This is a genomic window from Paraburkholderia sp. SG-MS1, assembly GCF_012275575.1.
Taxonomy (GTDB): domain Bacteria; phylum Pseudomonadota; class Gammaproteobacteria; order Burkholderiales; family Burkholderiaceae; genus Paraburkholderia.
The window spans coordinates 1-23,041 of the sequence record NZ_NPIH01000220.1; the positions used below are offsets into that span (position 1 = coordinate 1).

General features: G+C 64.4%; 23 protein-coding genes. 12 read left to right on the forward strand and 11 right to left on the reverse strand.

Features of this window, described 5'->3' with window-relative positions:
- Positions 1 to 802, reverse strand: an 802-nt coding sequence (gene xseA, locus CIC12_RS19015; protein ID WP_168665895.1) for an exodeoxyribonuclease VII large subunit, incomplete at its 3' end; no start/stop codon positions are given.
- A 566-nt stretch (positions 803 to 1,368) separates the two neighbouring features.
- On the opposite strand from xseA, the gene lpxK reads away from it, so the two are divergent.
- The 5 genes from lpxK (at position 1,369) to CIC12_RS19040 (ending at position 5,408) form a co-directional block, all read left to right on the forward strand.
- A complete protein-coding gene (lpxK, locus tag CIC12_RS19020) occupies positions 1,369 to 2,385 on the forward strand; it encodes a tetraacyldisaccharide 4'-kinase (protein WP_168665897.1) in 1,017 nt (338 codons plus the stop codon).
- On the forward strand, positions 2,366 to 2,569 hold the full coding sequence (locus CIC12_RS19025) for a Trm112 family protein (RefSeq protein ID WP_007180583.1): 204 nt from the start codon (positions 2,366 to 2,368) through the stop codon (positions 2,567 to 2,569). Before lpxK ends, CIC12_RS19025 begins: the two co-directional genes overlap by 20 nt.
- A 138-nt stretch (positions 2,570 to 2,707) precedes the next feature.
- On the forward strand, positions 2,708 to 3,508 hold the full coding sequence (gene kdsB / locus CIC12_RS19030) for a 3-deoxy-manno-octulosonate cytidylyltransferase (RefSeq protein ID WP_168665899.1): 801 nt from the start codon (positions 2,708 to 2,710) through the stop codon (positions 3,506 to 3,508).
- A 225-nt stretch (positions 3,509 to 3,733) separates the two neighbouring features.
- Positions 3,734 to 4,399, forward strand: coding sequence for an adenylate kinase (gene adk / locus CIC12_RS19035; RefSeq protein WP_168665901.1), 666 nt, complete (start codon positions 3,734 to 3,736; stop codon positions 4,397 to 4,399).
- A 250-nt stretch (positions 4,400 to 4,649) separates the two neighbouring features.
- Positions 4,650 to 5,408, forward strand: a complete 759-nt coding sequence (locus CIC12_RS19040) for a 3-hydroxyacyl-CoA dehydrogenase (RefSeq protein ID WP_168665903.1) — start codon at positions 4,650 to 4,652, stop codon at positions 5,406 to 5,408.
- A 106-nt stretch (positions 5,409 to 5,514) separates the two neighbouring features.
- On the opposite strand, the gene CIC12_RS19045 is transcribed toward CIC12_RS19040, so the two are convergent.
- Together CIC12_RS19045 and murJ are read right to left on the reverse strand one after the other, a co-directional pair.
- The gene (locus CIC12_RS19045; RefSeq protein WP_168665940.1) at positions 5,515 to 6,357 is read right to left on the reverse strand and encodes a SirB1 family protein; all 843 of its coding nucleotides are present in this window, start codon (positions 6,355 to 6,357) and stop codon (positions 5,515 to 5,517) included.
- A gap of 5 nt (positions 6,358 to 6,362) precedes the next feature.
- Positions 6,363 to 7,913, reverse strand: a complete 1,551-nt coding sequence (gene murJ, locus CIC12_RS19050) for a murein biosynthesis integral membrane protein MurJ (RefSeq protein WP_168665905.1) — start codon at positions 7,911 to 7,913, stop codon at positions 6,363 to 6,365.
- A 525-nt stretch (positions 7,914 to 8,438) separates the two neighbouring features.
- Here murJ and rpsT point away from each other — a divergent pair.
- Positions 8,439 to 8,717: a 30S ribosomal protein S20 gene (gene rpsT / locus CIC12_RS19055; protein ID WP_012434165.1), complete on the forward strand. Its 279-nt coding sequence runs from the start codon at positions 8,439 to 8,441 to the stop codon at positions 8,715 to 8,717.
- 220 nt (positions 8,718 to 8,937) lie between these two features.
- Here the strand turns inward: rpsT and CIC12_RS19060 are convergent, their stop codons facing one another.
- Positions 8,938 to 9,285: a DUF3579 domain-containing protein gene (locus CIC12_RS19060; protein WP_168665907.1), complete on the reverse strand. Its 348-nt coding sequence runs from the start codon at positions 9,283 to 9,285 to the stop codon at positions 8,938 to 8,940.
- A gap of 439 nt (positions 9,286 to 9,724) precedes the next feature.
- Between CIC12_RS19060 and argF the strand changes: the two genes are divergently transcribed.
- Positions 9,725 to 10,654 carry an ornithine carbamoyltransferase gene (argF, locus tag CIC12_RS19065; RefSeq protein WP_168665909.1) on the forward strand — a complete coding sequence of 310 codons (930 nt, stop codon included), beginning with the start codon at positions 9,725 to 9,727 and terminating at the stop codon, positions 10,652 to 10,654.
- 253 nt (positions 10,655 to 10,907) lie between these two features.
- Entirely contained in the window at positions 10,908 to 12,134 is a 1,227-nt protein-coding gene (locus CIC12_RS19070) for an argininosuccinate synthase (RefSeq protein WP_168665911.1), read from the forward strand.
- Positions 12,135 to 12,394: 260 nt separating this feature from the next.
- Here CIC12_RS19070 and murB read toward each other — a convergent pair whose 3' ends face one another.
- Complete coding sequence (murB, locus tag CIC12_RS19075; RefSeq protein ID WP_168665913.1) at positions 12,395 to 13,447, reverse strand: UDP-N-acetylmuramate dehydrogenase; 1,053 nt, start codon at positions 13,445 to 13,447, stop codon at positions 12,395 to 12,397.
- 185 nt (positions 13,448 to 13,632) lie between these two features.
- Here murB and CIC12_RS19080 point away from each other — a divergent pair, with 185 nt between their 5' ends.
- Positions 13,633 to 14,118, forward strand: a complete 486-nt coding sequence (locus CIC12_RS19080; RefSeq protein ID WP_007180572.1) for a YajQ family cyclic di-GMP-binding protein — start codon at positions 13,633 to 13,635, stop codon at positions 14,116 to 14,118.
- Positions 14,119 to 14,467: 349 nt separating this feature from the next.
- On the opposite strand, the gene plsY is transcribed toward CIC12_RS19080, so the two are convergent.
- Both plsY and ybaK read right to left on the reverse strand, forming a co-directional pair.
- Entirely contained in the window at positions 14,468 to 15,103 is a 636-nt protein-coding gene (plsY, locus tag CIC12_RS19085) for a glycerol-3-phosphate 1-O-acyltransferase PlsY (RefSeq protein ID WP_168665915.1), read from the reverse strand.
- Between the two features lie 125 nt (positions 15,104 to 15,228).
- Entirely contained in the window at positions 15,229 to 15,720 is a 492-nt protein-coding gene (ybaK, locus tag CIC12_RS19090) for a Cys-tRNA(Pro) deacylase (protein ID WP_168665917.1), read from the reverse strand.
- A 273-nt stretch (positions 15,721 to 15,993) separates the two neighbouring features.
- Here ybaK and CIC12_RS19095 point away from each other — a divergent pair, with 273 nt between their 5' ends.
- Positions 15,994 to 17,553 carry a class I adenylate-forming enzyme family protein gene (locus tag CIC12_RS19095; RefSeq protein ID WP_168665919.1) on the forward strand — a complete coding sequence of 520 codons (1,560 nt, stop codon included), beginning with the start codon at positions 15,994 to 15,996 and terminating at the stop codon, positions 17,551 to 17,553.
- Positions 17,554 to 17,595: 42 nt separating this feature from the next.
- On the opposite strand, the gene xerD is transcribed toward CIC12_RS19095, so the two are convergent.
- The 3 genes from xerD to queG all read right to left on the reverse strand — a co-directional run bounded on the left by xerD (position 17,596) and on the right by queG (position 20,394).
- Complete coding sequence (gene xerD / locus CIC12_RS19100; RefSeq protein ID WP_168665920.1) at positions 17,596 to 18,549, reverse strand: site-specific tyrosine recombinase XerD; 954 nt, start codon at positions 18,547 to 18,549, stop codon at positions 17,596 to 17,598.
- A complete protein-coding gene (locus CIC12_RS19105; RefSeq protein ID WP_168665922.1) occupies positions 18,546 to 19,016 on the reverse strand; it encodes a methylated-DNA--[protein]-cysteine S-methyltransferase in 471 nt (156 codons plus the stop codon). Before CIC12_RS19105 ends, xerD begins: the two co-directional genes overlap by 4 nt.
- A gap of 139 nt (positions 19,017 to 19,155) precedes the next feature.
- On the reverse strand, positions 19,156 to 20,394 hold the full coding sequence (gene queG, locus CIC12_RS19110; protein ID WP_168665924.1) for a tRNA epoxyqueuosine(34) reductase QueG: 1,239 nt from the start codon (positions 20,392 to 20,394) through the stop codon (positions 19,156 to 19,158).
- Between the two features lie 17 nt (positions 20,395 to 20,411).
- On the opposite strand from queG, the gene tsaE reads away from it, so the two are divergent.
- Entirely contained in the window at positions 20,412 to 20,987 is a 576-nt protein-coding gene (tsaE, locus tag CIC12_RS19115; protein WP_168665926.1) for a tRNA (adenosine(37)-N6)-threonylcarbamoyltransferase complex ATPase subunit type 1 TsaE, read from the forward strand.
- On the forward strand, positions 20,969 to 22,564 hold the full coding sequence (locus CIC12_RS19120; RefSeq protein WP_168665928.1) for an N-acetylmuramoyl-L-alanine amidase: 1,596 nt from the start codon (positions 20,969 to 20,971) through the stop codon (positions 22,562 to 22,564). Before tsaE ends, CIC12_RS19120 begins: the two co-directional genes overlap by 19 nt.
- Before the next feature lie 89 nt (positions 22,565 to 22,653).
- On the opposite strand, the gene CIC12_RS33215 is transcribed toward CIC12_RS19120, so the two are convergent.
- The coding region (locus CIC12_RS33215; RefSeq protein WP_238812715.1) for an EamA family transporter at positions 22,654 to 23,041 on the reverse strand (388 nt) is incomplete at its 5' end.

Here is a 23,041-nt window from a genome sequence, read left to right on the forward strand (position 1 = left end):
CCGCGCCGGTCGGCGTCGGCGCGCGCACGTCGGCAGCGAAATCGGCGATCGTGAAATCGGTTTCGTGACCGACGCCGCTCACCACGGGAATCGCGCTTTGCGCGATCGCACGCGCCAGCACTTCTTCGTTGAAGGCCCACAGGTCTTCGATCGAGCCGCCACCCCGGCACACGATCAGCACGTCGACTTCGCGCCGCGCGGTGGCCGCCTCGACCATCGCCGCGAGCTTGCCGCTGACGCCCACGCCCTGCACCGGCGCGGCATAAACGATCACTGGAATGTGTGGGGCGCGGCGCGCCAGCGTGGTCAGCACGTCGCGCAGCGCCGCGGCCTGCAACGACGTCACAATGCCGATCGCCCGCGGATGGGTCGGCAACGCGCGCTTGCGCTCGGCGGCAAAGAGCCCCTCCGCTTCGAGCTGCGCCTTCAGCCGCAGAAACGCTTCGTACAACCGCCCCTGACCGGTGCGGCGCACCGCTTCCACGTTCAGTTGCAGTTCGCCGCGCGGCTCGTACATCGTGACGAGCGCGCGCACTTCGATGCGGTCGCCTTCGCGCGGCGTGAACTCGGCGTATTGAGCCCGTCCCCGGAACATCACGCAACGCATTTGCGCCTGCGCGTCCTTGATCGAGAAATACCAGTGGCCACTCGCGGCGCGGGTGAAGTTGGACACTTCGCCGGCCACCCAGACGAGCGGAAACGAACGTTCGAGCATCGTGCCGATCGCCCGGTTGAGCGCGGAGACGGGAACGACGACTTCACCGCCGGGCGCCGACGAAGAAAAAGGACTTTCGGGATTCATACGAGGGATATCTGTGACTGGCCGGACAGACGATAGACCGACTGGCTAGCGGCGTCCAGCGTAGTCGCCGGATCGTTAAAAGTGTCCACATGGCGGGAGTTGCCAGACCGATCCCGCCAGATCTCCCACCAGCGCACGCGGATTTCAGCATACCGTTGATTTATATGGCGTTTATAACTGGGTCACAGCGCCACTCGCCGATGTGCGAGGCTCGCAACGGCCCTTTGCGGCGGTTCGATGGCAAGTTCTCCACAAAGTTATCCACAGGCCATGGAGCGCGCGCTCGGCTGCAACCCAGCGCCGCACGGGCGCCGCGCGACTTGCCGGGCGGGACGCCGACGCGCTAGAGTGCTGGGTTCGGCGGCCTCCGAACGCCGCGCAGGGGACGCCGAGGTGGTCCGCTGCGCAAGTGCGGCGGACAGCGCCGCTGCTTCACTTTTTGCCTCACTTTCGACTGTCCGGAGGACCGCGTTGATGCAGATCCCGCGTATTGCGCCTGGCACCTCGACGCCACCGCGCCGCCCTCACCCGGTGAACGGCGCGCCGCTCGTCCGCGCGACTCGTCCATGAGCGAACTCAGCGATCGTCTCGAAGCCCGTTTCGCCCGCGAGTGGCAACAGCGCGGCGCTTTCGCGTGGGCGCTGACGCCGCTCGCGTGCCTGTTCGGTGCGATTGCCGGCGCACGGCGCGCCGCCTTCTCGCTGGGCTGGTTGAAATCCGTGCGCGTCGACGTGCCGGTGGTGGTGGTCGGCAACGTGACCGTCGGCGGTACCGGCAAGACGCCGACCGTGATCGCGCTGGTCGAAGCCTTGCGCGCCGCGGGCTTCAGTCCCGGCGTGGTGTCGCGCGGGTACGGTGCGCGCGTCCGGACGCCGACGCCGGTCACGCCCGCATCGGCCGCAACGGTCGGCGGCGACGAGCCGTTGCTGATCGCGCGCCGCACCGGCGCGCCGGTGTGGGTCTGTCCGGACCGGGTGGCCGCCGCGCAGGCGCTGTGCGCAGCACGTCGCGACGTCGACGTGATCGTGAGCGACGATGGCCTACAACATTACCGCCTCGCACGCGACGCCGAACTGGTCGTATTCGACCACCGGCTCGGCGGCAACGGCTTCCTGCTGCCGGCTGGCCCGCTGCGCGAGCCGTTGTCGCGCCGCCGCGACGCAACGCTCGTCAACGACCCCTACGCGCGCACGCTACCGCCCTGGCCGAACACGTTCGCGCTGCAACTCGCCCCCGCCGACGCGTGGCATCTGGAGAACCCCGCACTGCGCCGTCCGCTCGCGCAATTCAGCGGCGAGCGCGTGCTGGCTGCGGCCGGCATCGGGGCGCCGGAGCGTTTTTTCGCGACGCTGCGCGCCGCCGGTCTCGCGCCCGCCACGCGCGCGCTGCCCGATCACTACGCGTTCGAACGCAATCCTTTTACGGATGTCGACGCCGATGCGATCCTGATAACCGAAAAGGATGCGGTAAAATTAGGGTCCTGGCACGATGCGCGTATCTGGGTTGTCCCGGTCGAAGCCGCGCTCGATCATCGCCTCATTGCATTAGTTGTGGAGAAAGTTCGTGGACGCTCGCCTGCTTGAAATTCTCGTCTGCCCGATCTGCAAGGGCCCGCTCAGCTACGACCGTGCCGCGCAGGAACTGATCTGCAACGCGGACAAGCTCGCGTACCCCATCCGCGACGGCATTCCTGTGATGCTCGTCGACGAAGCGCGGCAGACCGTGGAAGGCACGCCGGTCGATCTGAATCCGGGCTCGGTCGCCTGAGTTCAGGTTTGCTTGCATGGGGCGGCCGCACGTCGGCACGCCCCGCGCCGGCGACCGTCTTTCCCGTTTGCGCACGCGCTGCCTGCGCGGGCGCCTCCTCGGGTTTTATCGCTGCTCGTCTTCCCGCTCGCCTTCCCGATGACCCAAGCCCATACCACCACTGCCCCGTTCATTGCCGTCGTACCGGCCCGGCTCGCTTCGACGCGTCTGCCCAACAAGCCGCTCGCCGATATCGGCGGCAAGCCGATGGTAGTGCGGGTCGCCGAACGCGCGCGCGAGTCGGGCGCGCAGCAGGTGCTGGTCGCGTCCGACGCGCAGGCCGTGCTCGACGCGGCACGTGATCACGGCTTCGAAGCCGTGTTGACGCGCGCGGACCATCCGTCGGGAACCGACCGTCTCGCGGAAGTCGCGACGCAGTTCGGCTGGAGCGACGACACGATCGTCGTCAATGTGCAAGGCGATGAACCGCTGATCGACCCGGCGTTGGTGTGCGGCGTCGCGTCGCACCTCGCGGCGAGCAGCGGTTGTGCGATTGCCACCGCCGCGCATCCGATCACCGACCCCGCTGAAATTTTCAATCCGAACGTCGTCAAGGTCGTGCTCGACGCGCGCGGCATCGCGCTGTACTTTTCGCGCGCGCCGATTCCGTGGGCCCGCGACGCGTATCAGCCGCACTGGCCCAAGGTCGCGTCGATGCCCGTCCCGCCTGCGCCGACGGTGGTTCACCGGCATATCGGGCTGTATGCGTATCGCGCGCAATTCCTGCGCACGTATCCAAGCCTTGCGATCTCACCAATCGAACAGGTTGAAGCGCTCGAACAGCTTCGCGCGATGTGGCATGGCGAGCGCATCGCGGTGCTCGTCACCCCGGACGTGCCGCTGCCCGGCGTCGATACACCCGCGGATCTCGCGCGCGTACAGGCTTTATTCGGGTCTTGAGCACAAAAACCCATGGCATAATCGAACGGTTATACGCGCCTCCCCTCCCCAGCGAAAGCAGCGAAACTCAGGGTTTGCCCGGTCGCACCGTTGCCCTCTTGCAGCGCCGTCGTGTGTGTCGACGTGCAGCGCGAGACCTGCAACGGTAGCCGATGCGGGTCCCTCGACGAATCGTGGGATGGCTGCAGCGTCATCAAAGAATTCACATAGATCTGGAGATATCACATGCGTTTGATCCTTTTGGGTGCACCCGGTGCGGGCAAGGGCACTCAGGCAAACTTCATCAAGGAAAAATTCGGCATTCCGCAAATTTCCACCGGTGACATGCTGCGCGCGGCCGTCAAGGCCGGCACGCCGCTGGGCCTCGAAGCCAAGCGCTTCATGGATGCCGGCGAGCTCGTCCCGGACGAACTCATCATTAACCTGGTGAAGGAACGTCTGCAGCAGCCGGACTGTGCGAACGGCTATCTGTTCGACGGTTTCCCGCGCACCATTCCGCAAGCGGAAGCGATGAAGCAGGCCGGTGTCGCGATCGACTACGTGCTCGAAATCGACGTGCCGTTCGACGAGATCATCGCGCGTATGAGCGGCCGCCGCTCGCACGCCGCTTCGGGCCGTACGTATCACGTCAAGTTCAATCCGCCGAAAGTCGAAGGCGTGGACGACGTGACCGGCGAACCGCTGATCCAGCGCGACGACGACAAGGAAGAAACGGTCAAGAAGCGTCTGGAGGTGTACGAGGCGCAGACCAAGCCACTGATCGAGTACTACAACGGCTGGGCGAAGAACGGCGACGCATCGACCCCATTGAAGGCACCGCAGTACCGCCGCATTTCGGGCTTGGGCAGCGTCGATGAGATTCGTACTCGCGCATTCGACGCGTTGAAGTAAGCTCGCTGCCGATTGCTTCTGTTTTGACGAAAAAACCCGCCGCTGCCGGCGGGTTTTTAATTGCGCCACCGGCTCACGCGGGCCGCCCTTCCATTCCTCTGCCGATCACGCCCATGCAGATTAGTTAGACATCCGTAGCAGTTTGGCTGCTTGCGCCGCGCTTTCCGCGTTGCAGCATAGCCGCTACAATCGATCATCGAAAAAGTATTCGATCGAGAGACGACTGGACAACCGTAGCAAAGGAGTAGACATGGAGATTCGTGACAATGCGTTCCTGATCACCGGCGGTGCCTCGGGTCTGGGCGCCGCCACCGCGCGCCTGCTCGTCGAGAACGGCGGCAAGGTGGTGCTGGCCGACCTGAATCAGGATGCCGGCGAGGCGCTCGCCAGGGAACTCGGCGGCGTGTTCGTCAAATGCGACGTGAGCCGCGAAGACGACGCCATCCAGGCCGTCGAAGCCGCGACAAAGCTCGGCACGCTGCGCGGTCTCGTCAACTGCGCGGGCGTAGCACCGGCCATCAAAACGGTCGGCAAGGACGGCCCGCATCCGCTCGACTCGTTCGCGCGCACCATCTCGATCAATCTGATCGGCACCTTCAACATGATCCGGCTCACCGCCGCGGCAATGTCGAAGAACGAGCCGAACGCGAGCGGCGAACGCGGCGTCATCATCAACACGGCTTCCGTGGCCGCGTACGACGGCCAGATCGGCCAGGCGGCCTATGCGGCGTCGAAAGGCGGTGTGGTCGGCATGACGTTGCCGATCGCACGCGACCTGTCACGCAACGCGATCCGCGTGATGACGATTGCACCGGGCATCTTCGAAACGCCAATGCTGCTTGGCATGCCGCAGGAAGTGCAGGACGCGCTCGGCGCGATGGTCCCATTTCCGCCGCGCCTCGGCAAACCGGCCGAATACGCGATGCTGGCCAAACAGATCTTTGACAATCCAATGCTTAACGGCGAAGTGATTCGTCTGGACGGCGCCATCCGCATGCAGCCAAAGTAACGATGCGCCCACCTGCCGCCTGATGCGGCATGCCCGAAAAAAACGCCTGCACACGAATACCGTGCAGGCGTTCTGTTTCAAAGCGGCGACAGGGAAGCACCGGGCGCTATTCGCGATCGTCGTGCTGGGTACGTTGGCGTAACTCATGCAACTGCGACTCGACCACCGTCGCGTCCTCGGCATCTGGCCGGTCGCCCAGATAGCTTTCGAGGTCTTCGAGCGCGGGGCGCAGGTAATCGAGCCGCGCGTACGCGAAGCCGCGATCGCGCACCTCTTCGATGTTGTCCGGCAGCAGGATCACGAGACGCTGCTGCACCCCCAGCAGGCGCTGCCAGCGCTCGGTCTGAAGATAGGTGGACTTCAGATTGCGTAGCATCCGCGCGATGATCTCGCGGCGCGTCGCCGGCTGCAGCAGCATGCGCAGAGCCCGGCTCACCGACTCGCCCGCCGACGCCACATACGGTTCCAGCATCTCGACCATCTGCGTTTCGGTCAGCGACTGGCCGGTGGTCGGATCGAGCATCTCTTCGCCATCGGGCGTCGTCACGCGCAGCAGGAAATGCCCCGGAAAGGACACACCGCGCGCCGGAATACCGATCTGCTCAGCCATCTCCAGGTACAGCACCGCGAGCGAAATCGGAATGCCGCGGCGGCGCTTGAGCACCGCGTTCAGATAGCTGTTGTCGGGATCGTAATAGTCGTTGAGGTTAGCGGCAAAGCCGAGCTCGCGGAAAAAGAACCGGTTCAGAATACCGAGCTTTTGCTTGATGTCGGCGTCGGCCGGCATGCGGCGCTGCAGGCGCACCACCAGTTCGTCGATCTCGGCCAGCGTGGCTTGCAGATCGAGATCGGGGTAAGCGTCCTGCGCGAGGGAGAGCGCCGCCTCGGTCAGTGGGAGACTGTCGTCTTCGGCGACGAGCGTGCTGAAATAGTCGAGAACCCGCGTCATCGTGATCACTTCACTCGCCTTTTGAAATACGCGTACTTGAAGCCCATCAACCAAAGCATACCGAAATATAGCGCGGCGAACAGCACGAGGCACGCACCCAGCAGCACCATCCGGTCGACCGGCCGATCATGCATGGCGATCCAGTCGAAATTGATCGCCAGCCAGCGCATCGTGCCGGCCAGCACCAGACAGGCGCCGAACAACTGTACGAAAAATTTGAGCCAGCCACCCGACGGCATATAAATGCCGCGCTTGCGCAGACCGACAAACAGCAGCAACGCATTGACGCAAGCGCCGAGCCCGACGCTCAGCGTAAGGCCCGCGTGCGAGAAAAGCGGCACGAACACGTAGTTGCTCAACTGCGTGGCGATCAGCACGCCGACGCCGATCTTCACCGGCGTCTTGATGTCCTGCTTCGCGTAGAAGCCGGGCGCGAGAATCTTGATCAGGATCAGACCGATCAGGCCGACGCCATAGGCGGCCAACGCGCGGCTCACCATCACGACCGAGTGGCCGTCGAATTTGCCGTAGTTGAACAGGACGGCGGTCAGCGGCTGCGCGAAGAAGAACAGCGCGACCGCGCTCGGCGCGGCCAGCAGGAACGTAATGCGCAGGCCCCAGTCGAGCAGCGAAGAATATTCGTGCGCGTCGGCATCGACGTGCGCCTTCGACAGGCTCGGCAGCAGGATCGTGCCCAGCGCGACGCCGAGCAGCGCGGTCGGGAATTCCATCAGCCGATCGGCGTAATTGATCCACGACACCGCGCCCGGCCCGATGCGCGACGCGATATTCGTATTGATGATGAGGCTGATCTGCGCGACCGACACCGCAAACATCGCCGGCACCATCTTCGACAGCACCCGCTTCACGCCGCGATGCGCAAGCGCGCGCAACGGATTGAGGCTGATGCGCGGCACCATGTCGATCTTTTTCAGCCCCGGCAGCTGTACGATGAACTGCAGGATGCCCCCGGCGATCACCGCCCCCGCGAGCGCATAGACCGGCGTTTGCAGACGCGGCGCGACGAACACCGCCGCGACGATGAATGCCACGTTCAGCAGTACCGGCGCGAACGCGGGCAGCGAGAAGCTCTTGTACGTATTCAGTACGCTCGACGCCAGCGAGGTCAGCGAAATGAAAATGATGTACGGGAACATGATGCGCGTCATCGTGACCGCGAGCGCGTACGCCTCGCCCTCGTGCGCGAGGCCCGAGGCGACGACATACACCACGCCCGACGCGCCCACCACGCCGATCAGCGACAGCACCGCCAGCGCCCATGCGAGCACGGTCGAGGTGGCGTCGACGAGCGCCTTGGTGGCGTCGTGGCCCTGCTGGTTCTTGAACTCGGCGAGAATCGGCACGAAGGCCTGCGAGAACGCGCCTTCGGCGGAAATGCGGCGCAGCAGGTTGGGGATACGGAAGGCGACGTAGAACGCGTCAGTGTATTGACTGGCGCCGAACGCGCGAGCGATCAGCGTTTCGCGGGCCAGTCCGGTCACGCGCGACAGCAGCGTGAAGCCGCTGACCGTCAGCAGGGCTCGGATTAGATTCATGGGGCGCTTATTATACGGGTGCCGCAAATGCGGACGACGAGCCGGAACGCGATTCGGACCGATTTGCTGCGCAGACGTTCGATCCGCTCGGCTGATCGGCGCATTTTTTTGTGGCGCGTCGGTCATGCCGTGCGTCACGAAACGCGCGTTCCGGACTCGCGCCGCCCCAGCCCCGCCACTTTCGCCAGCCCACGCCCGCCGAAGGACGCCAGCCTCCCGAGGCAAGCCCACGCGGCGCGCTCATGCATTCCCGTTGCCACGTGCCTGATTTTGTTGCTATAATCGCCGGTTTCGAAGCTCGCTCAGTTTTCGGACGCGCTTCGGGACATCGGCCAGGCCGGCTCCACGCTCCCTGGCAACGTCCTCGAATCGCCGGAAATACAGGCCCGCCTTCGCGTAGTTCGATCGATTTTTTCGACACTTTTTGCGCTCTTGGGCAATCGCTTCCAAGAGTTCGGATCTAAAAGCAGCACCTCACCACTTGAAGGTCAGGTACTGGAAACAGGAACAGGATAAGGAACCGTCATGGCTAACTCCGCACAAGCACGCAAGCGCGCCCGCCAGGCCGCCAAGGCAAACTCGCACAACTCGGCACTGCGCTCGAAGTTCCGCACGGCTATCAAGGCTGTTCGCAAGGCGATCGACGCCGGCGACAAGGCCAAGGCCGCTGAAATCTTCCAGGCATCGTCGAAGACCATCGACATCATCGCCGACAAGAACATCGTTCACAAGAACAAGGCTGCTCGCCATAAGAGCCGTCTCGCTGCAGCCATCAAGGGTCTGCAAGCGTCCGCAGCGCAGTAATTCCGGTCAGCCCGCTTCGGTGGGCTACCTCCTGTTTCCGCTGCGCAGAAAGGCCCGCCTCGGCGGGCTTTTTTGCTTGAAACAGACTGATTCGCACGGTGCCGCAACGGTTCAGCGCGGCGCGCTCGTGATTGACGGACCACCCTGCCGCCCGACATCACGCACAAAAAAACCCGCTAATAGCGGGTTTTTTTGCCTTGCAGACCCGGCGCGGCCTGCGTTATATCACGTGCCTTTTGGCTTGCGGCACAGCAGCGTGCTCGAGTTGCAACTCACACGCCTCGGTCACGACGAGGTCGTTGTCTTTCGCGAAGTTGAGCACGAAATCGAAAGCCATCGGTTCGATGTCGCGCAGGCGCGAATCGAGAATCACGCATTTGAGATCGCCGATCATGGTCGGCCGCACGTACAGCGAGTACTGCATGTAGGCGTTCGGCCCCTTTTTCGCTCCCGGCCCAAAACACGCCATCACACCGGCGAGCCGCTCCGACCAGTCGCTCGGCCGGAATCGCTTTCCGGTCGACGTAATGCCCTGAATGAAAAATTCGGTTGGAGCTGCTTCGGCCATGTAGGAATACCTGTGTAACTGCCCAGCGTGATGACGGCAAAGCCGACGGCATGCGCCGGCTTCAAATGCCTGAATTCGCGGCTGTACGCCGCGATGGCGAGCCGCGCCACCAGAAACTGCCACGGGCCGGCTGGGCAGCCTCGTCGCTTGTCATGACGGCGCACCGCGAGCAGGCTTTCCGAACCGCGCGAGCCGTGTCCCGCAGGCCGGATTCCGACCTGCCGAGCTTTGGGAGAACCGCCAGATTATAGCGCAGCGGACCTTTTTCCGCAGCGCACACAAGCCTCGTCCGACATAGGCACGAGGCTTTCAGACAGCTTTCCCGGCCGTTTAGCCGACTCGTCAAACGGGGCGAAATCCTTTATGCTGCATTGAGTTACCACAAACGACGGCGGCGCCGTCCGGCAATCCTGCCGGGTGAGTCCGCCGTATTTGTTTCATGACCGCCAAGAAAATTCGCCACTACCTGCAGTTCAAGGATTTCTCGCTGGAAGACTACGAGTACGTGCTGGAACGCGCGCGCATTCTGAAACGCAAATTCAAGAACTACGAGACCTACCACCCGCTGCACGATCGCACGCTGGCCATGATCTTCGAAAAGAATTCGACACGCACCCGCCTGTCGTTCGAAGCCGGCATCTTCCAGCTGGGCGGTCACGCCGTCTTCATGAGCACGCGCGACACGCAGCTCGGCCGCGGCGAACCGATCGAAGACGCTGCACAAGTGATTTCGCGCATGGTCGACATCATCATGATCCGCACTTTCGGCCAGGACATCATCCAGCGCTTTGCGGAAAATTCCCGCGTGCCGGTGATCAACGGCTTGACCAACGAATACCACCCCTGCCAGGTGCTGGCCGACATCTTCACGTACTTCGAGCATCGCGGCCCGATTCGCGGCAAGACGGTCGCGTGGGTCGGCGACGCCAACAACATGCTGTACACATGGATCGAAGCCGCGCAGATTCTCGGCTTCACGCTGCGGCTATCCACGCCGCCGGGCTACAAGCTCGACCGCGCGATGGTCGCCGCCGAAAGCGCGCCGTTCTACGAAGAATTCGACGACCCAAACGAAGCCTGCGCGGGCGCCGATCTCGTCACCACCGATGTCTGGACCAGCATGGGCTTTGAAGCCGAAAACGAAGCGCGCAAGAAAGCCTTCGCGGACTGGTGCGTCGACGCCGAAATGATGGCGCGCGCTAACCCGGACGCGCTCTTCATGCACTGCCTGCCCGCGCACCGCGGCGAGGAAGTCAGCGCGGAAGTGATCGATGGCCCGCAGAGTGTCGTGTGGGACGAAGCGGAAAATCGCCTGCACGTGCAAAAGGCGTTACTGGAATATCTGCTGCTCGGCAAGCTGAATCACTGAGCGAGCTTTTTTCACTCCTGCAGCACCCGCGTGAAATCTGCGTGAAGCCCGACGGGGCTTTGACTACGAGCAAGACGTCCACGTCCGCGCTGCGCATCGGGCCGGCGTCCACGGGTGCAACGGGACCCCGCTGCATCACCGCACTGCCGCAAAACGCGGGCGCCCGACGGTTTAGTGTCAAAATAGTGGTTTTCCGCGCTCCGGAACTGCCGGCGCGCCTTGTTTTCCCGCTTTTTCCAGCTACGAGTTCACCATGAGCGATATCAAGAAAGTCGTGCTCGCCTATTCGGGCGGCCTCGACACCTCCGTCATCCTGAAGTGGTTGCAGGACAATTACGACGCCGAAGTCGTCACGTTCACGGCCGACATCGGCCAAGGCGAAGAGCTGGAGCCGGCGCGCAAGAAGGCCCTGCAACTCGGCATCAAGCAGGAAAACATTTTCATCGAAGACCTGCGCGAAGAATTCGTGCGCGACTTCGTGTTCCCGATGTTCCGCGCCAACACGGTCTATGAAGGCGAGTACCTGCTTGGCACGTCGATCGCGCGTCCGCTGATCGCCAAGCGTCAGATCGAAATCGCGCGCGCCACTGGCGCGCAGGCGGTGTCGCATGGCGCCACCGGCAAGGGCAACGACCAGGTTCGCTTCGAACTCGGTTACTACGCGCTCGAACCGGGCATCAAGGTCATCGCACCGTGGCGTGAATGGGACCTGCTGTCGCGTGAAAAGCTGCTCGCGTACGCGGAAAAAGCCGGCATTCCGATTGAAATGAAGCACAAGCAAGGCGGCGCGCCGTATTCGATGGATGCGAACCTGCTGCACATCTCATTCGAAGGCCGTCACCTGGAAGACCCGAAGGCGGAAGCCGAAGCCGATATGTGGCGCTGGACCGTGTCGCCGGAACAGGCGCCGGACGAGGCCGAATACCTCGACATCGAGTACGAGCACGGCGACCCGGTCGCGATCAACGGCAAGCGTCTGTCGGCCGCGGAAATGCTGACCGAACTGAACCGCCTGGGCGGCAAGCACGGCATCGGCCGTCTGGATCTGGTGGAAAACCGTTACGTCGGCATGAAGTCGCGCGGCTGCTATGAAACGCCGGGCGGCACGATCATGCTGAAAGCGCACCGCGGCATCGAGTCGATCACGCTCGACCGTGAAGTCGCTCACCTGAAAGACGATCTGATGGCCCGCTACGCATCGCTGATTTATAACGGTTACTGGTGGAGCCCGGAGCGCCGCGCGATCCAGGTGCTGATCGACCATACGCAGGAAAAGGTCAACGGCTGGGTGCGTGTGAAGCTGTACAAGGGCAGCGTGTCGGTGGTCGCGCGCGATTCGAAGGAAACGCTGTTCGACAAGACCATCGCCACGTTCGACGACGACGGCGGCGCATACAACCAGGCGGACGCCGGCGGCTTCATCAAGCTGAATGCACTGCGTATGCGGATTGCGGAAAATGCGCGCCGTCAGCGTGACTGAGGGTGGGCGTTTCGGTGAAGGCTGATTTCGCGCGAGCGAAGTCAAGCGCAGAAGGCGCGGCCTGATCCAAACGCAGACGGTAAAAAAGCGCCGGGAGAAAAACTCCCGGCGCTTTTTTCATTTCAGCGTTCCGCCTCATCAGTCACGGCCCGCCCAGTCGCCCAGTGTCCGTAAAGCGCACCGTCAAACCGCTTCCGGGAGCGCTGGCAGCAAGACTTCGGCGCCGCAAACGCAGTCGGCCGCCACCCGCGCCCACCGCGTCACAAACAAACCGGCTCCGCTTCCAACGCCACACCGAATCGCTCCAGCACGTCCCGCTGGATCGCCTCAGCAAGCGCCAACACCTCCGCGCCGCTCGCGCCGCCACGATTCACCAGCACCAGCGCCTGCCGCTCATGCACGGCCGCCGCGCCCATCGCACGGCCTTTCCAGCCGCATCGGTCGATCAACCAGCCCGCCGCGAGCTTCACCCGCCCATCCGCCTGAAGATAAGACACGACATCCGGCTCCCGGCTCTTCAACGCGTCGAACTGCGCCGCGTCGACGACCGGATTCTTGAAGAAACTGCCGGCGTTGCCGAGTTCCAGCGGATCGGGCAGCTTCGCGCGCCGCACCGTCACCACCGCATCGAAGATTGCCTGCGCGGTCGGCGGCCCGTCCCTGCCAGTGGCACGATCCGAGCCCGCGGCCAATTCACGCGCCAGATCCGCGTAACCGGCGCGCGGCTGCCAGACCTTCGGCAAGCGGAACGTCACCGACGTGATCACGAACCGGTCACGCCCTTCCCGCTTGAAGAAGCTGTCGCGATAGCCGAACCCGCAGGCCTCGGCATCGAGCGCCACGATGTCGCCCGTTGCCAGCTCCACGGCGCGCAGCGAGGCGAACCGCTCGCACATTTCCAATCCATAGGCGCCGATATTCTGAATCGGCGCCGCGCCGACCGTGCCCGGAATCAGAGCGAGATTCTCCAGCCCCGGCAATCCTTGCGACAAAGTCCATGCGACGAACTCGTGCCACGGTTCGCCGCCGGCCGCCTCAACGTACGATGCGTCATCGTCCTCGCGCACGACGCGGCGGCCCCGCAGCGCGACCAGCAGCACCAGCCCGGGGAAGTCGCCGGTGAGTACGACGTTGCTGCCGCCGCCCAGCACGAGGCGCGGCAGTCCCGTCGCGCGGGCGTCGCGCACCGCGGCCATCACTTGCGCTTCGTGCTCGATGCGGCATGCAAGCTGCGCGCGGACGTCGAAACCAAAGGTGTTGTGCGCCTTCAGCGGATAGCCGGCAATGAACGCGGCGGAATCGGTGTGGGACATCGGAATCGAGGAGAATGAAACAGCGAAAGAGACCAGGTCGCGCCCCGGCCGCGCGACAATGCGCGGCGGTCTTGGGCAAAAGGGAGTGGCATCGGTAAAATGACGTCCGGTTCGTGATTATAGCGAGTGCCCCGTGCGCAGCCGACCGGCCGCGTCACGCACCGCAGCACTATTGGGAGAATGCAATGCCATCGTTTGACGTCGTCTGCGAAGCGAACATGATCGAAGTCAAGAACGCGATCGAACAGTCCAACAAGGAAATTTCCACGCGCTTCGACTTCAAAGGGTCGGACGCGCGCGTCGAACATAAGGAAAACGAAATCACCGCCTACGCCGACGACGACTTCAAGCTCGGCCAGGTGAAGGACGTGCTGCTGTCGAAAATGGCCAAGCGCAACGTGGACGTGCGCTTCCTCGACTACGGCAAGATCGAGAAGATCGGCGGCGACAAGGTCAAGCAGGTCATCAAGATCAAGAAGGGCGTGTCGGGCGATCTGTCGAAGAAAATCGTGCGTCTCGTGAAGGACAGCAAGATCAAGGTCCAGGCGAGCATTCAGGGCGACGCGGTGCGCATCACCGGCGGCAAGCGCGACGATCTGCAAAGCGTGATTGCGATGCTGCGCAAGGACGTGACCGATACGCCGCTCGACTTCAATAACTTCCGGGACTGAGGCTCAGGGGCGCGGCTACGCGCCCAAGGGTGAAGAACGGACGATGGATAATGAGTAACGGGCAAGCGCGAGGCGTGCCCCGCGCAGGGCTTGCGAGCCCTCCACACCCGGGTCGCCTTGCAGTGTGCCGCCCAACAAGTACTCGTAACTTGCCAGCTAGCCAGTCGCGCCGGGTTTCGCATTCGCGCCGCACGGCCCGGGTACAGTCAGCGAACGACACGAATGAAATCCCGTATCACCGCCGCGCCACCGAAGCAGCACCGGCGGCCGGTCTGCGGGCGGCCCAAATGAGACGGCTTGCGCGATCGATCGGAGCGCAACTCGTGTGGCATGCACGCCCCATCCATCCTCAAAGATCGTTGCCCGCCGCCGGCGTAGCCGCCTTCTTCTTATCCCCGATGCGGCTTTCCTGCCCGCGCGTCAGCTTGGCGATGTTGCCGCGGTGGCGCCACACCAGCAGCGAACTCATCACGACGATCGCCAGCGCGATCACGCGCGGCCCGAACAGAAACGCGTAAAAAAGCGGCGCGAACACCGCAGCGGCCAGCGCCGCCAGCGAGGAATAACGCGTGAAGAACGCAACGATCAGCCACGTCAGCAGGGTCGCGATGCCGAGCGTCGGATTGATCGCGAGCAGCACGCCCGCTGCGGTCGCGACGCCCTTGCCGCCCTTGAAGCGGAAGAACACCGGATACAGGTGGCCGAGAAACACCGCGACCGATGCAATCGCCACCGACGTCTCGTCCAGCCCGTAGCGCGCGCCGAAGTGCACGACGAACCACACCGGCAGCCAGCCCTTGAAGGCATCGCCGATCAGCGTGAGAATCGCCGCCTTCTTGCTGCCGCTGCGCAGCACGTTGGTGGCGCCGGGGTTGCCCGAGCCGTATGAGCGCGGGTCGTCGAGACCCATTGCGGCGCTCACGATCACGGCGAACGACACCGAACCGATCAGGTAGGCAACGACAGCAACGATCAGGTTTTGCATCTGGGACTCTTATAAGGATCAGCGGTCTGAAACTCGATACTCCAACCGCAACAGGGAACGCAACTCGGAACAAAGCGGCGCACATTCTACCGAACGCGGCCGCCCGGAAAACATCCGCGCAAAAGTCAATCGACGCTCGCGCACTGCACCGCCTTCGCCGACAGCAGACGGGTCAGCACCGTCGGCGCGATGCTGACCAGAAAGCCGCGCCGTCCGCCGTTCAGCCAGATCCTGTCCATTTCCAGAATGCTCGACTCGACGTAGACCGGCATCTGCTTGCGCGTACCGAACGGCGACGTGCCGCCGATCAGATAGCCGGAATGCCGGCTCGCCACCTCGGGCTTGCAGGGCTCGACGCGCTTCGCGCCGATCTGCCGGGCGAGGTTCTTCGTGCTGACGGTGCGGTCGCCGTGCATCAGCACGATCAGCGGCTTCGCGTGTTCGTCTTCCATCACGAGGGTCTTAACGACATGATGCTCGTCCACGCCGAGCTGGCGCGCCGACTCGCCGGTGCCGCCGTGCTCGACGTAATCGTAAGGATGCTCGCCGAACGTGACGCCATGGCGGCGCAGAAACTGCGTGGCCGGCGTTTCCGAGACGTGTCTGGATTTGCTCATCGGCGCATTGTAATGGCGAGTTTGCACATCGGCTATTTGCCGAACGGCCGATTGTGCGGTTCATGCGGGTGTGGCACGATCGTTCGGAAATTGAGCGGTGTGTGTGTCTGTGTGTGTGTGTGTGTAGCCGCGGATTCGAGGCTGCGCGGCGGCGAATGTAGCTATTTGGTGGGGATCGGTGTAAGCGCCAAAGCGCTAACTCCGGTCGACCGCCGTTGGCATGGGACCGGAGTAAGCGCTGAAGCGCTAACTCCGGTCGACAAGGAGACAACGTTGAACCTCGACTCATCCATCCGTTCCACGATCGACATCCCCGCCCTGCTCGCCGCGCTGCCGGCACGCATCGCCGAGATTCCGGCGCTCGCCGCCGCGCGCGATCCGCAGCACATTGCCTTGATCGAGGACGCGCGCCAGTTGACCAGCACCCAACTGCTGCAAGCCGTCGACGCCGTCACGGCCCTGCTGCGCGCATGGGGCGTGCGCGGCGGCGACCGCGTCATGATCGTCGCGGAAAACAGCATCGCGCAGATCGTGCTGCTGTTCGCGACCGCGCGGCTCGATGCCTGGGCGCTCGTGTCGAACGCCCGCCTGTCCACCGCCGAACTCGACGCGATCCGCGCGCACGCGCAACCTCGCGTGATCGCGTACGCGGTGGAATCCGCTGATGCCCAACAGCACGCGCGGCGCCACCAGGCGACGGCCGCGCCGGCCATCACGCCCGACATCGGCGCATGGTCGTACGCAGTGGACAGCGCGGCGCAAGCCGAACCGGTCGAAGCAGCCAACCACCGCCAATGCGCCGCGCTGATCTACACCACCGGCACCACCGGCGCGCCGAAAGGGGTGATGCTGTCGCATCGCAATCTGCTGTACATCGCCGCGGTGTCGAGCCGCCTGCGCAAGGTCGGTCCCGGCGACGTCGTCTATGCCGTGCTGCCGATCTCGCACGTGTACGGCTTCGCGTCGGTGTGCCTGGGCAGCCTGCACGCCGGCGCGACCTTGCGGCTCGCGCCGCGCTTCGCGCCGCAAGCCGTGCGCCGGGCTCTCGCCGACGAACGCGTGTCGATCTTCCAGGGCGTGCCGGCCATGCACGCCAAACTGCTCGAACATCTGCAGACGCGCGGCCTTCCATGGTCCGCGCCGCACCTGCGCTTTGCCTATTCGGGCGGCTCGCCGCTCGACGCCGCGCTCAAGGCGCAGGTCGAAGCCGTTTACGGTTTGCCGCTACACAACGGCTACGGCATGACGGAGAGCAGCCCCACGGTGTCGCATACGATGCTCGACGCGCCGCGCAGCGACTGCTCGGTCGGCGAGGTCATTCCCGGCGTCGAAGTGAAGTTCGTCGGACTCGACGGTGCCGACACGGCGCCGGGAGAAATCGGCGAGCTATGGGTGCGCGGGCCGAACTTGATGCTCGGCTACTACCGCAGTCCGGAGCAAACCCGCGCGGCCGTGACCGCGGACGGCTGGCTCAAGACCGGCGATCTCGCGCGCCAGGACGCAGACGGCGCGCTGCATATCGTCGGGCGCAGCAAGGAGTTGATCATCCGCTCGGGGTTCAACGTCTATCCGGCCGAGGTCGAGCATGTGTTGAATGCGCATCCGCAAGTCGTGCAGTCGGCGGTGATCGGACGCGCGGTCGAGGGCAACGAGGAAGTGATCGCGTTCGTCGAACTGACGACGGGCGCGACCGTGACGCCCGCCGACCTGATCGCGTGGTGCGGCGAGCGTCTTGCGCCGTACAAGCGGCCCGCCGAATTGAAGGTGCTCGCCGCGCTGCCGGCCGCTTCGACCGGCAAGATCCTTAAACACCGGCTGCGCGAATTTGTCTGAAGCAGGTGCAACGGCACGCGCAACGCGCAACGCAAGCGCGCCTCATCCTCGGGGATGATGCTGCGCATGCAGCGACTTCAGCCGTTCGCGGGCCACGTGGGTGTAGATCTGCGTAGTCGAGATATCGGTGTGGCCGAGCAGCAGCTGCACGACGCGCAAGTCAGCGCCGTGATTGAGCAGGTGCGTCGCGAACGCGTGCCGCAACGTGTGCGGCGACAACGGCGCGTGCACATCGGCCGCCGCCGCGTGGCGTTTGATGATGTTCCAGAACTGCTGGCGCGTCATGCCTTCGGCACGGCTCGTGACGAACAGCGCGTCGGTCGCGCGCGCGCCGAGCAATGCGGGGCGCGCCTCGCGCAGATAACGCTCGATCCACCCATGCGCCTCTTCACCGAACGGGATCAGGCGTTCCTTCGAGCCCTTGCCCATCACGCGCACGACACCTTCGTTCAATCCCACTTCCACGGTTTTCAGCGTGACGAGTTCGGTGACGCGCAAACCGCTCGCGTACATCAGCTCCAGCATCGTGCGATCGCGCAAGCCCAGTGCGGTGCCGATGTCGGGCGCGCCCAGCAAAGCTTCGACTTGCGCTTCCGTGAGCGTCGACGGAAAACGCGGCGGCTGCTTCGCCGAACGGATGAGCAGTGTCGGATCGACCGTCGCGCGATGTTCCCGCACCGCCCACGCGTAGTAGCGGCGAAACACGGAGAGACGCCGGTTCGCCGAGGTCGATTTATCGTGCTGCCGCGCCGCGCTGTATGCGTTGAGGTCGGCTTCGCCGACTGTATCGAGCGACATGTTGCGGCTCGCCGCGAGCCATGCTGAGAACAGCCGCAGGTCGCGACGGTACGCATCGAGCGTGTTGCGCGCCAGGCCGTGCTCGAGCCACAGCGCGTCGCAGAACACGTCGATCGACGCGAGGCTCGCGAGCAGCTCCGGCGATGAGGCGGATGAAGGTGACACGACGCTCGCGCCGTCTGCGGTGATGTCGCTCATGCGTACGGAATGCCCTCATGCGCGAGCAGCCAGCGCTTGACGTTGCGAAAGAAGCCCTCTTCGGCGTGATGCGCGAAACCGCCGATACCGCTCGAACTCACCGCGCGATGACACGGAATCACAATCGGAAACTCATTCGCGCCGCAAGCCTGGCCGACCGCGCGCGGCACGCTGCCCACCTGCCTCGCCAACTGTCCGTAGGTCAGCACGACGCCGGGCGGAATCTCGCAGAGCGCCTGCCACACCCGGCGCTGAAACGCGGTGCCGACGGACGCCAGCGGTAACGCGAACCGCGCGGACGGTTGCTCGAAATACCGTTCGATCTGCTCGGCCGCTTGCCGCGCCAACGGCGTGTCGGGCGTGACGCTCTGCACCGAATCCGGTAGATAGACGATCTCGCGCACGGCCTCGCCTTCGACACGAATACCGACCTTGCCGAACGGCGCATCGATCACTGCGTTGAACATGATTGCCTACTCCTGACAGACGCGGCGCACTGGCTTGCAACGGTCACGTAGCAACCTGCAGGATGTGCAGGCGCTCTGCGCGAACCCTATGCGCAAACCGCGCCGTACAAAAACTTCCGCTGAATGAACTGCCGCTACTCTACGCCGCTTCGAGCGCCCACTCCACATGCTCGCGCACGACGGCGGAAGGATCGTCGGCGCGTTGCCGCAGTGCCTGCACGATCGCCTCGCGCGCCGCGCCGTTCAAACTTTCCGCAGACGCCCTGAGCGCGTTGCCCATCCCCACTGCGAGATTACGCAGCCAGCTCTCGTAGCCGATGCGGCGAATCGCGCTGCCCTGCATGCGCGTATCGAACTCGTCCGCGCTCCACGCAAACAGCTCGACCAGCGACGCGCGATCGAGCCCATGCCGCACATCGAAATCGGCGACCGGCGCAGCCTGCGCGAACTTGTTCCATGGACACGCGAGCTGGCAATCGTCGCAGCCATACACACGATTGCCGATCAGCGGCCGCATGTCCCGGGGAATACTGCCTTTGAGTTCAATCGTGAGATAGGAGATGCACAGGCGCGCATCGACCTTGTAAGGCGCGACGATCGCCCCGGTCGGACATGCGCCGATGCAGCGCGTGCAACTGCCGCAATGCGAGCCCGGCGTTTCCGGCGCGACGTCGGGCAAGGTTTCGGCATCGGTCGGCAAAGGCACGTCGACATAGATTTCGCCGAGGAAAAACAGCGACCCGGCGTCGCGCTGCAACAGCAGCGTGTGCTTGCCGCGCCAGCCGATGCCCGCCTTCTGCGCAAGTTCTACTTCGAGCACCGGCGCCGAATCGGTAAATACACGGTAGCCGAACGCGCCGACCTCGGCTTCGATTTTCCCGGCCAGATGTTGCAGACGGCTACGCATCACCTTGTGATAGTCGCGGCCACGCGCATAGATCGACACCACCGCCGCCGACGGGTCCGCGAGCCGCGCCTGCTCGGCTGCGCGCCACTCGGGTGCGAGCGGCCCTTCCTGCGTGGTGGTCTGGTTCGCGTTGCCGCTCAGCGTGTCGAAAGGCAAATAGGCGATACGCGCGGTAATCACGCGTCGCGTGCCGGCCACAAGCTCGGCCGGGCGCGCGCGTTTCATCCCGTGTTTCGCCATATAATCCATCTCGCCGTGGCACCCCGCTTCCAGCCACGCTGCAAGCGGCGCTTCGGCAGCGGAGAGATCGGTGTCGCTAATGCCGATCGCCCCGAAACCCAATTCACGGCCCCAGCTTTTGATGTTCAGCGCGAGCGCATTCAGCGCCGCTTCATCGAAATGACGCACGGCACGCGCGGCATCGACGGACGCGGGCGTGCTGGAAACAGGGGACTGCGGACTTCGGTTCATCACGCCATTTTACGAGAATGTCTGCCAACTCCGACCACGCGATTCAACCGCCCGCCGCCGTCCTGCTCGAACGCGTCTTCGCGCTCGCGGACGAAGCCGCCACGCTCGCCTTCGGCGAGCGCTTCGCGCAGGCGATCGAAAGCGTGCGCGCCACGATCGCCCAACGTGACAACGCGTTCCACGGACTGCAGGTGCAACTCGTCGGCGACCTTGGCGCGGGCAAGACCACGCTCGTGCGCGCGACCTTGCGCGGCCTCGGCCACACCGGCCGCGTGCGCAGTCCCACTTACACGCTCGTCGAACCTTACGTGCTCGAACCACGGCAAGGTGAACCCGGCGAACTCGGGGAACTCGCGCTCTATCACTTCGATCTGTACAGATTCACCGATCCGGCCGAATGGGCCGACGCGGGCTTTCGCGAATACTTCGACAGCGGCGCGGTCTGTCTCGTCGAATGGCCGCAACGCGCAGGGCGTCTTCTCGGCGTGCCGGATCTCGTCTTCTCGCTCGACCTCGACAGCGACGGCGACGGCCGCGTACTCGTCGCACGGGCATACAGCGAATCAGGAAAGGCATGTCTCGAAAGATGTTGATCAAACCGTTCCGCTCGATCGAATCGGCGGCCACCGCAACGCATAACTGGCGGCGCCGGCAGATTCTGCGGGCGGGCGCCTCCACGCTCGTGCTCGGCCTCGTCGCGCCGCGTCTTGCCATGGCCAGTTCGGTGCTCGGCGTGCGCGTCTGGCCCGCGCGCGACTACACGCGCGTGACGATCGAATCCGATCAGCCGTTGCAGAACGCACAGCAGTTGTTGCAGGGACCGGACCGGCTGGTGGTCGATCTGAGTGGCCTCGATCTCGACCAGGCGCTCAAGGATCTCGTCTCGAAGATCACGCCGAACGATCCGCAGATTTCGTCGGTGCGGGTCGGCCAATATCAGCCGCACGTGGTGCGCATGGTGTTCGACCTGAAGGGTTCGGTGAAGCCGCAGGTATTCACGCTGCCGCCGGTCGGCGCGTACAAGTACCGGCTGGTGTTCGACCTCTATCCGGCGGTCGCGCCCGATCCGCTGATGGACCTGCTCGCGCAGACCGAGCACAAGCAGCAGACGCTGAACGAAGAGAACGGTGTGCCGCCCGCCACGCTGAGCGGCCCAGGCACACCGCCCACCGCCGACAACAGCGAGGCATTCTTCGAGCGCTATGCGCAGAACGGCGGCGGCGCCAACACTGCGCCGAACGCGCCGCGTCCGCCCGTGCACGTCACCCCCACGCCTACCGCGCCGATCATCGCGGGCAAGCCGGCCGCGCCGCTCGCCCCTCTCACGCCGCCCGCCGCGATTGCGCGCAACAACAAAGGCGGCAACAGCGGCAATACCGCACGCAACCAGGACAGCGACGATACGGACGGCGGCGACACCTACGCGTTCAGCACGCCCAAATCCGGCAAGAGCAACACGGTACGTCTGCTGACGGTCGCGATCGACCCGGGTCATGGCGGCGAAGACCCGGGCGCGATCGGCGGCTCGGGCACTTACGAGAAGCACGTCGCGCTCGACATCGCGAAAAAACTGCGCGCGAAGATCGACGCGCAGTCGAACATGCGCGCCATGATGACGCGCGACGCCGACTTCTTCGTGCCGCTGAACGTGCGCGTGCAAAAAGCGCGGCGCGTCGGCGCGGACCTGTTCGTGTCGATCCACGCGGACGCGTTCACCACGCCGGAGGCAAAGGGCTCCTCAGTGTTCGCGCTGTCCGAGCATGGCGCGTCGAGCGCCGCCGCGCGCTGGATGGCGAACAAGGAGAACTCGTCGGACCAGATCGGCGGGATCAACATCAAGTCCGCCGACGCCACCGTCAACCGTGCACTGTTCGATATGTCGACCACCGCGCAGATTCGCGATTCGATGCGCTACGGCAACTTCGTGCTGAAGGAAATCGGCGGCATCAACAAGCTGCACAAAGGCTCGGTCGAACAGGCGGGGTTCGCCGTGCTGAAGGCGCCGGACATTCCGTCGATCCTCGTCGAGACCGCATTCATCAGCAACCCGGACGAGGAGCGCCGCCTGAACGACGACGCGTATCGCGAGAAAATGGCCGACGCGATCATGACCGGCATCAAGCGCTATTTCGCGGCGAATCCGCCGCTGGCGAAAAACCGCATGACGTAATGCATTGGCGTGCAGCCACGCGATGAAAAACGGCCGCTCGATGCGGCCGTTTTTCAGGATGGGTTCGCGCACGATCGCGCTCGACCGGCTCAACGCGCCGGCGTCAACCGCTGCACGACCCAGCCGCCGAACACGTTGACGGCGAGGCCCGCCATCACCAGCAGCGCGCCGCCGATTTGCGCCATGGTCAATTGCTCGTCGAGCAGCAGCGACGCCGACGCCAGTCCGACGATCGGCACCAGCAACGAAAACGGAGCGACCTGGCTCGCCGGATAGCGCGACAGCAGGCGGCTCCACAAGCCATAACCGAGCAACGTCGCGATGAAGGCGAGATACACGATCGCGAAGATCGACATCGCGCTGATGCCCGTCAGCGCGGCGGCCATCTTCTGCGGCCCCTCGAACAGATAGGACGCGGCGAAGAACGGCAGCGGCGGGATCAGACTGCCCCACACCACCAGCCCGACGAGATCGACC

Excerpts from the sequence above, each read along its gene's own strand:
- adk (WP_168665901.1), top strand. The coding sequence starts at position 3,734 with ATGCGTTTGATCCTTTTGGGTGCACCCGGTGCGGGCAAGGGCACTCAG.
- CIC12_RS19045 (WP_168665940.1), bottom strand. The coding sequence starts at position 6,357 with ATGACGCGGGTTCTCGACTATTTCAGCACGCTCGTCGCCGAAGACGAC.
- CIC12_RS19060 (WP_168665907.1), bottom strand. The coding sequence starts at position 9,285 with ATGGCCGAAGCAGCTCCAACCGAATTTTTCATTCAGGGCATTACGTCG.
- ybaK (WP_168665917.1), bottom strand. The coding sequence starts at position 15,720 with ATGAGCAAATCCAGACACGTCTCGGAAACGCCGGCCACGCAGTTTCTG.
- CIC12_RS19120 (WP_168665928.1), top strand. The coding sequence starts at position 20,969 with ATGTCTCGAAAGATGTTGATCAAACCGTTCCGCTCGATCGAATCGGCG.
- tsaE (WP_168665926.1), top strand. The coding sequence starts at position 20,412 with ATGTCTGCCAACTCCGACCACGCGATTCAACCGCCCGCCGCCGTCCTG.
- xerD (WP_168665920.1), bottom strand. The coding sequence starts at position 18,549 with ATGAGCGACATCACCGCAGACGGCGCGAGCGTCGTGTCACCTTCATCC.
- queG (WP_168665924.1), bottom strand. The coding sequence starts at position 20,394 with ATGAACCGAAGTCCGCAGTCCCCTGTTTCCAGCACGCCCGCGTCCGTC.
- lpxK (WP_168665897.1), top strand. The coding sequence starts at position 1,369 with ATGAGCGAACTCAGCGATCGTCTCGAAGCCCGTTTCGCCCGCGAGTGG.
- argF (WP_168665909.1), top strand. The coding sequence starts at position 9,725 with ATGACCGCCAAGAAAATTCGCCACTACCTGCAGTTCAAGGATTTCTCG.
- plsY (WP_168665915.1), bottom strand. The coding sequence starts at position 15,103 with ATGCAAAACCTGATCGTTGCTGTCGTTGCCTACCTGATCGGTTCGGTG.
- CIC12_RS19080 (WP_007180572.1), top strand. The coding sequence starts at position 13,633 with ATGCCATCGTTTGACGTCGTCTGCGAAGCGAACATGATCGAAGTCAAG.
- rpsT (WP_012434165.1), top strand. The coding sequence starts at position 8,439 with ATGGCTAACTCCGCACAAGCACGCAAGCGCGCCCGCCAGGCCGCCAAG.
- CIC12_RS19105 (WP_168665922.1), bottom strand. The coding sequence starts at position 19,016 with ATGTTCAACGCAGTGATCGATGCGCCGTTCGGCAAGGTCGGTATTCGT.
- CIC12_RS19070 (WP_168665911.1), top strand. The coding sequence starts at position 10,908 with ATGAGCGATATCAAGAAAGTCGTGCTCGCCTATTCGGGCGGCCTCGAC.
- murJ (WP_168665905.1), bottom strand. The coding sequence starts at position 7,913 with ATGAATCTAATCCGAGCCCTGCTGACGGTCAGCGGCTTCACGCTGCTG.
- murB (WP_168665913.1), bottom strand. The coding sequence starts at position 13,447 with ATGTCCCACACCGATTCCGCCGCGTTCATTGCCGGCTATCCGCTGAAG.
- kdsB (WP_168665899.1), top strand. The coding sequence starts at position 2,708 with ATGACCCAAGCCCATACCACCACTGCCCCGTTCATTGCCGTCGTACCG.
- CIC12_RS19040 (WP_168665903.1), top strand. The coding sequence starts at position 4,650 with ATGGAGATTCGTGACAATGCGTTCCTGATCACCGGCGGTGCCTCGGGT.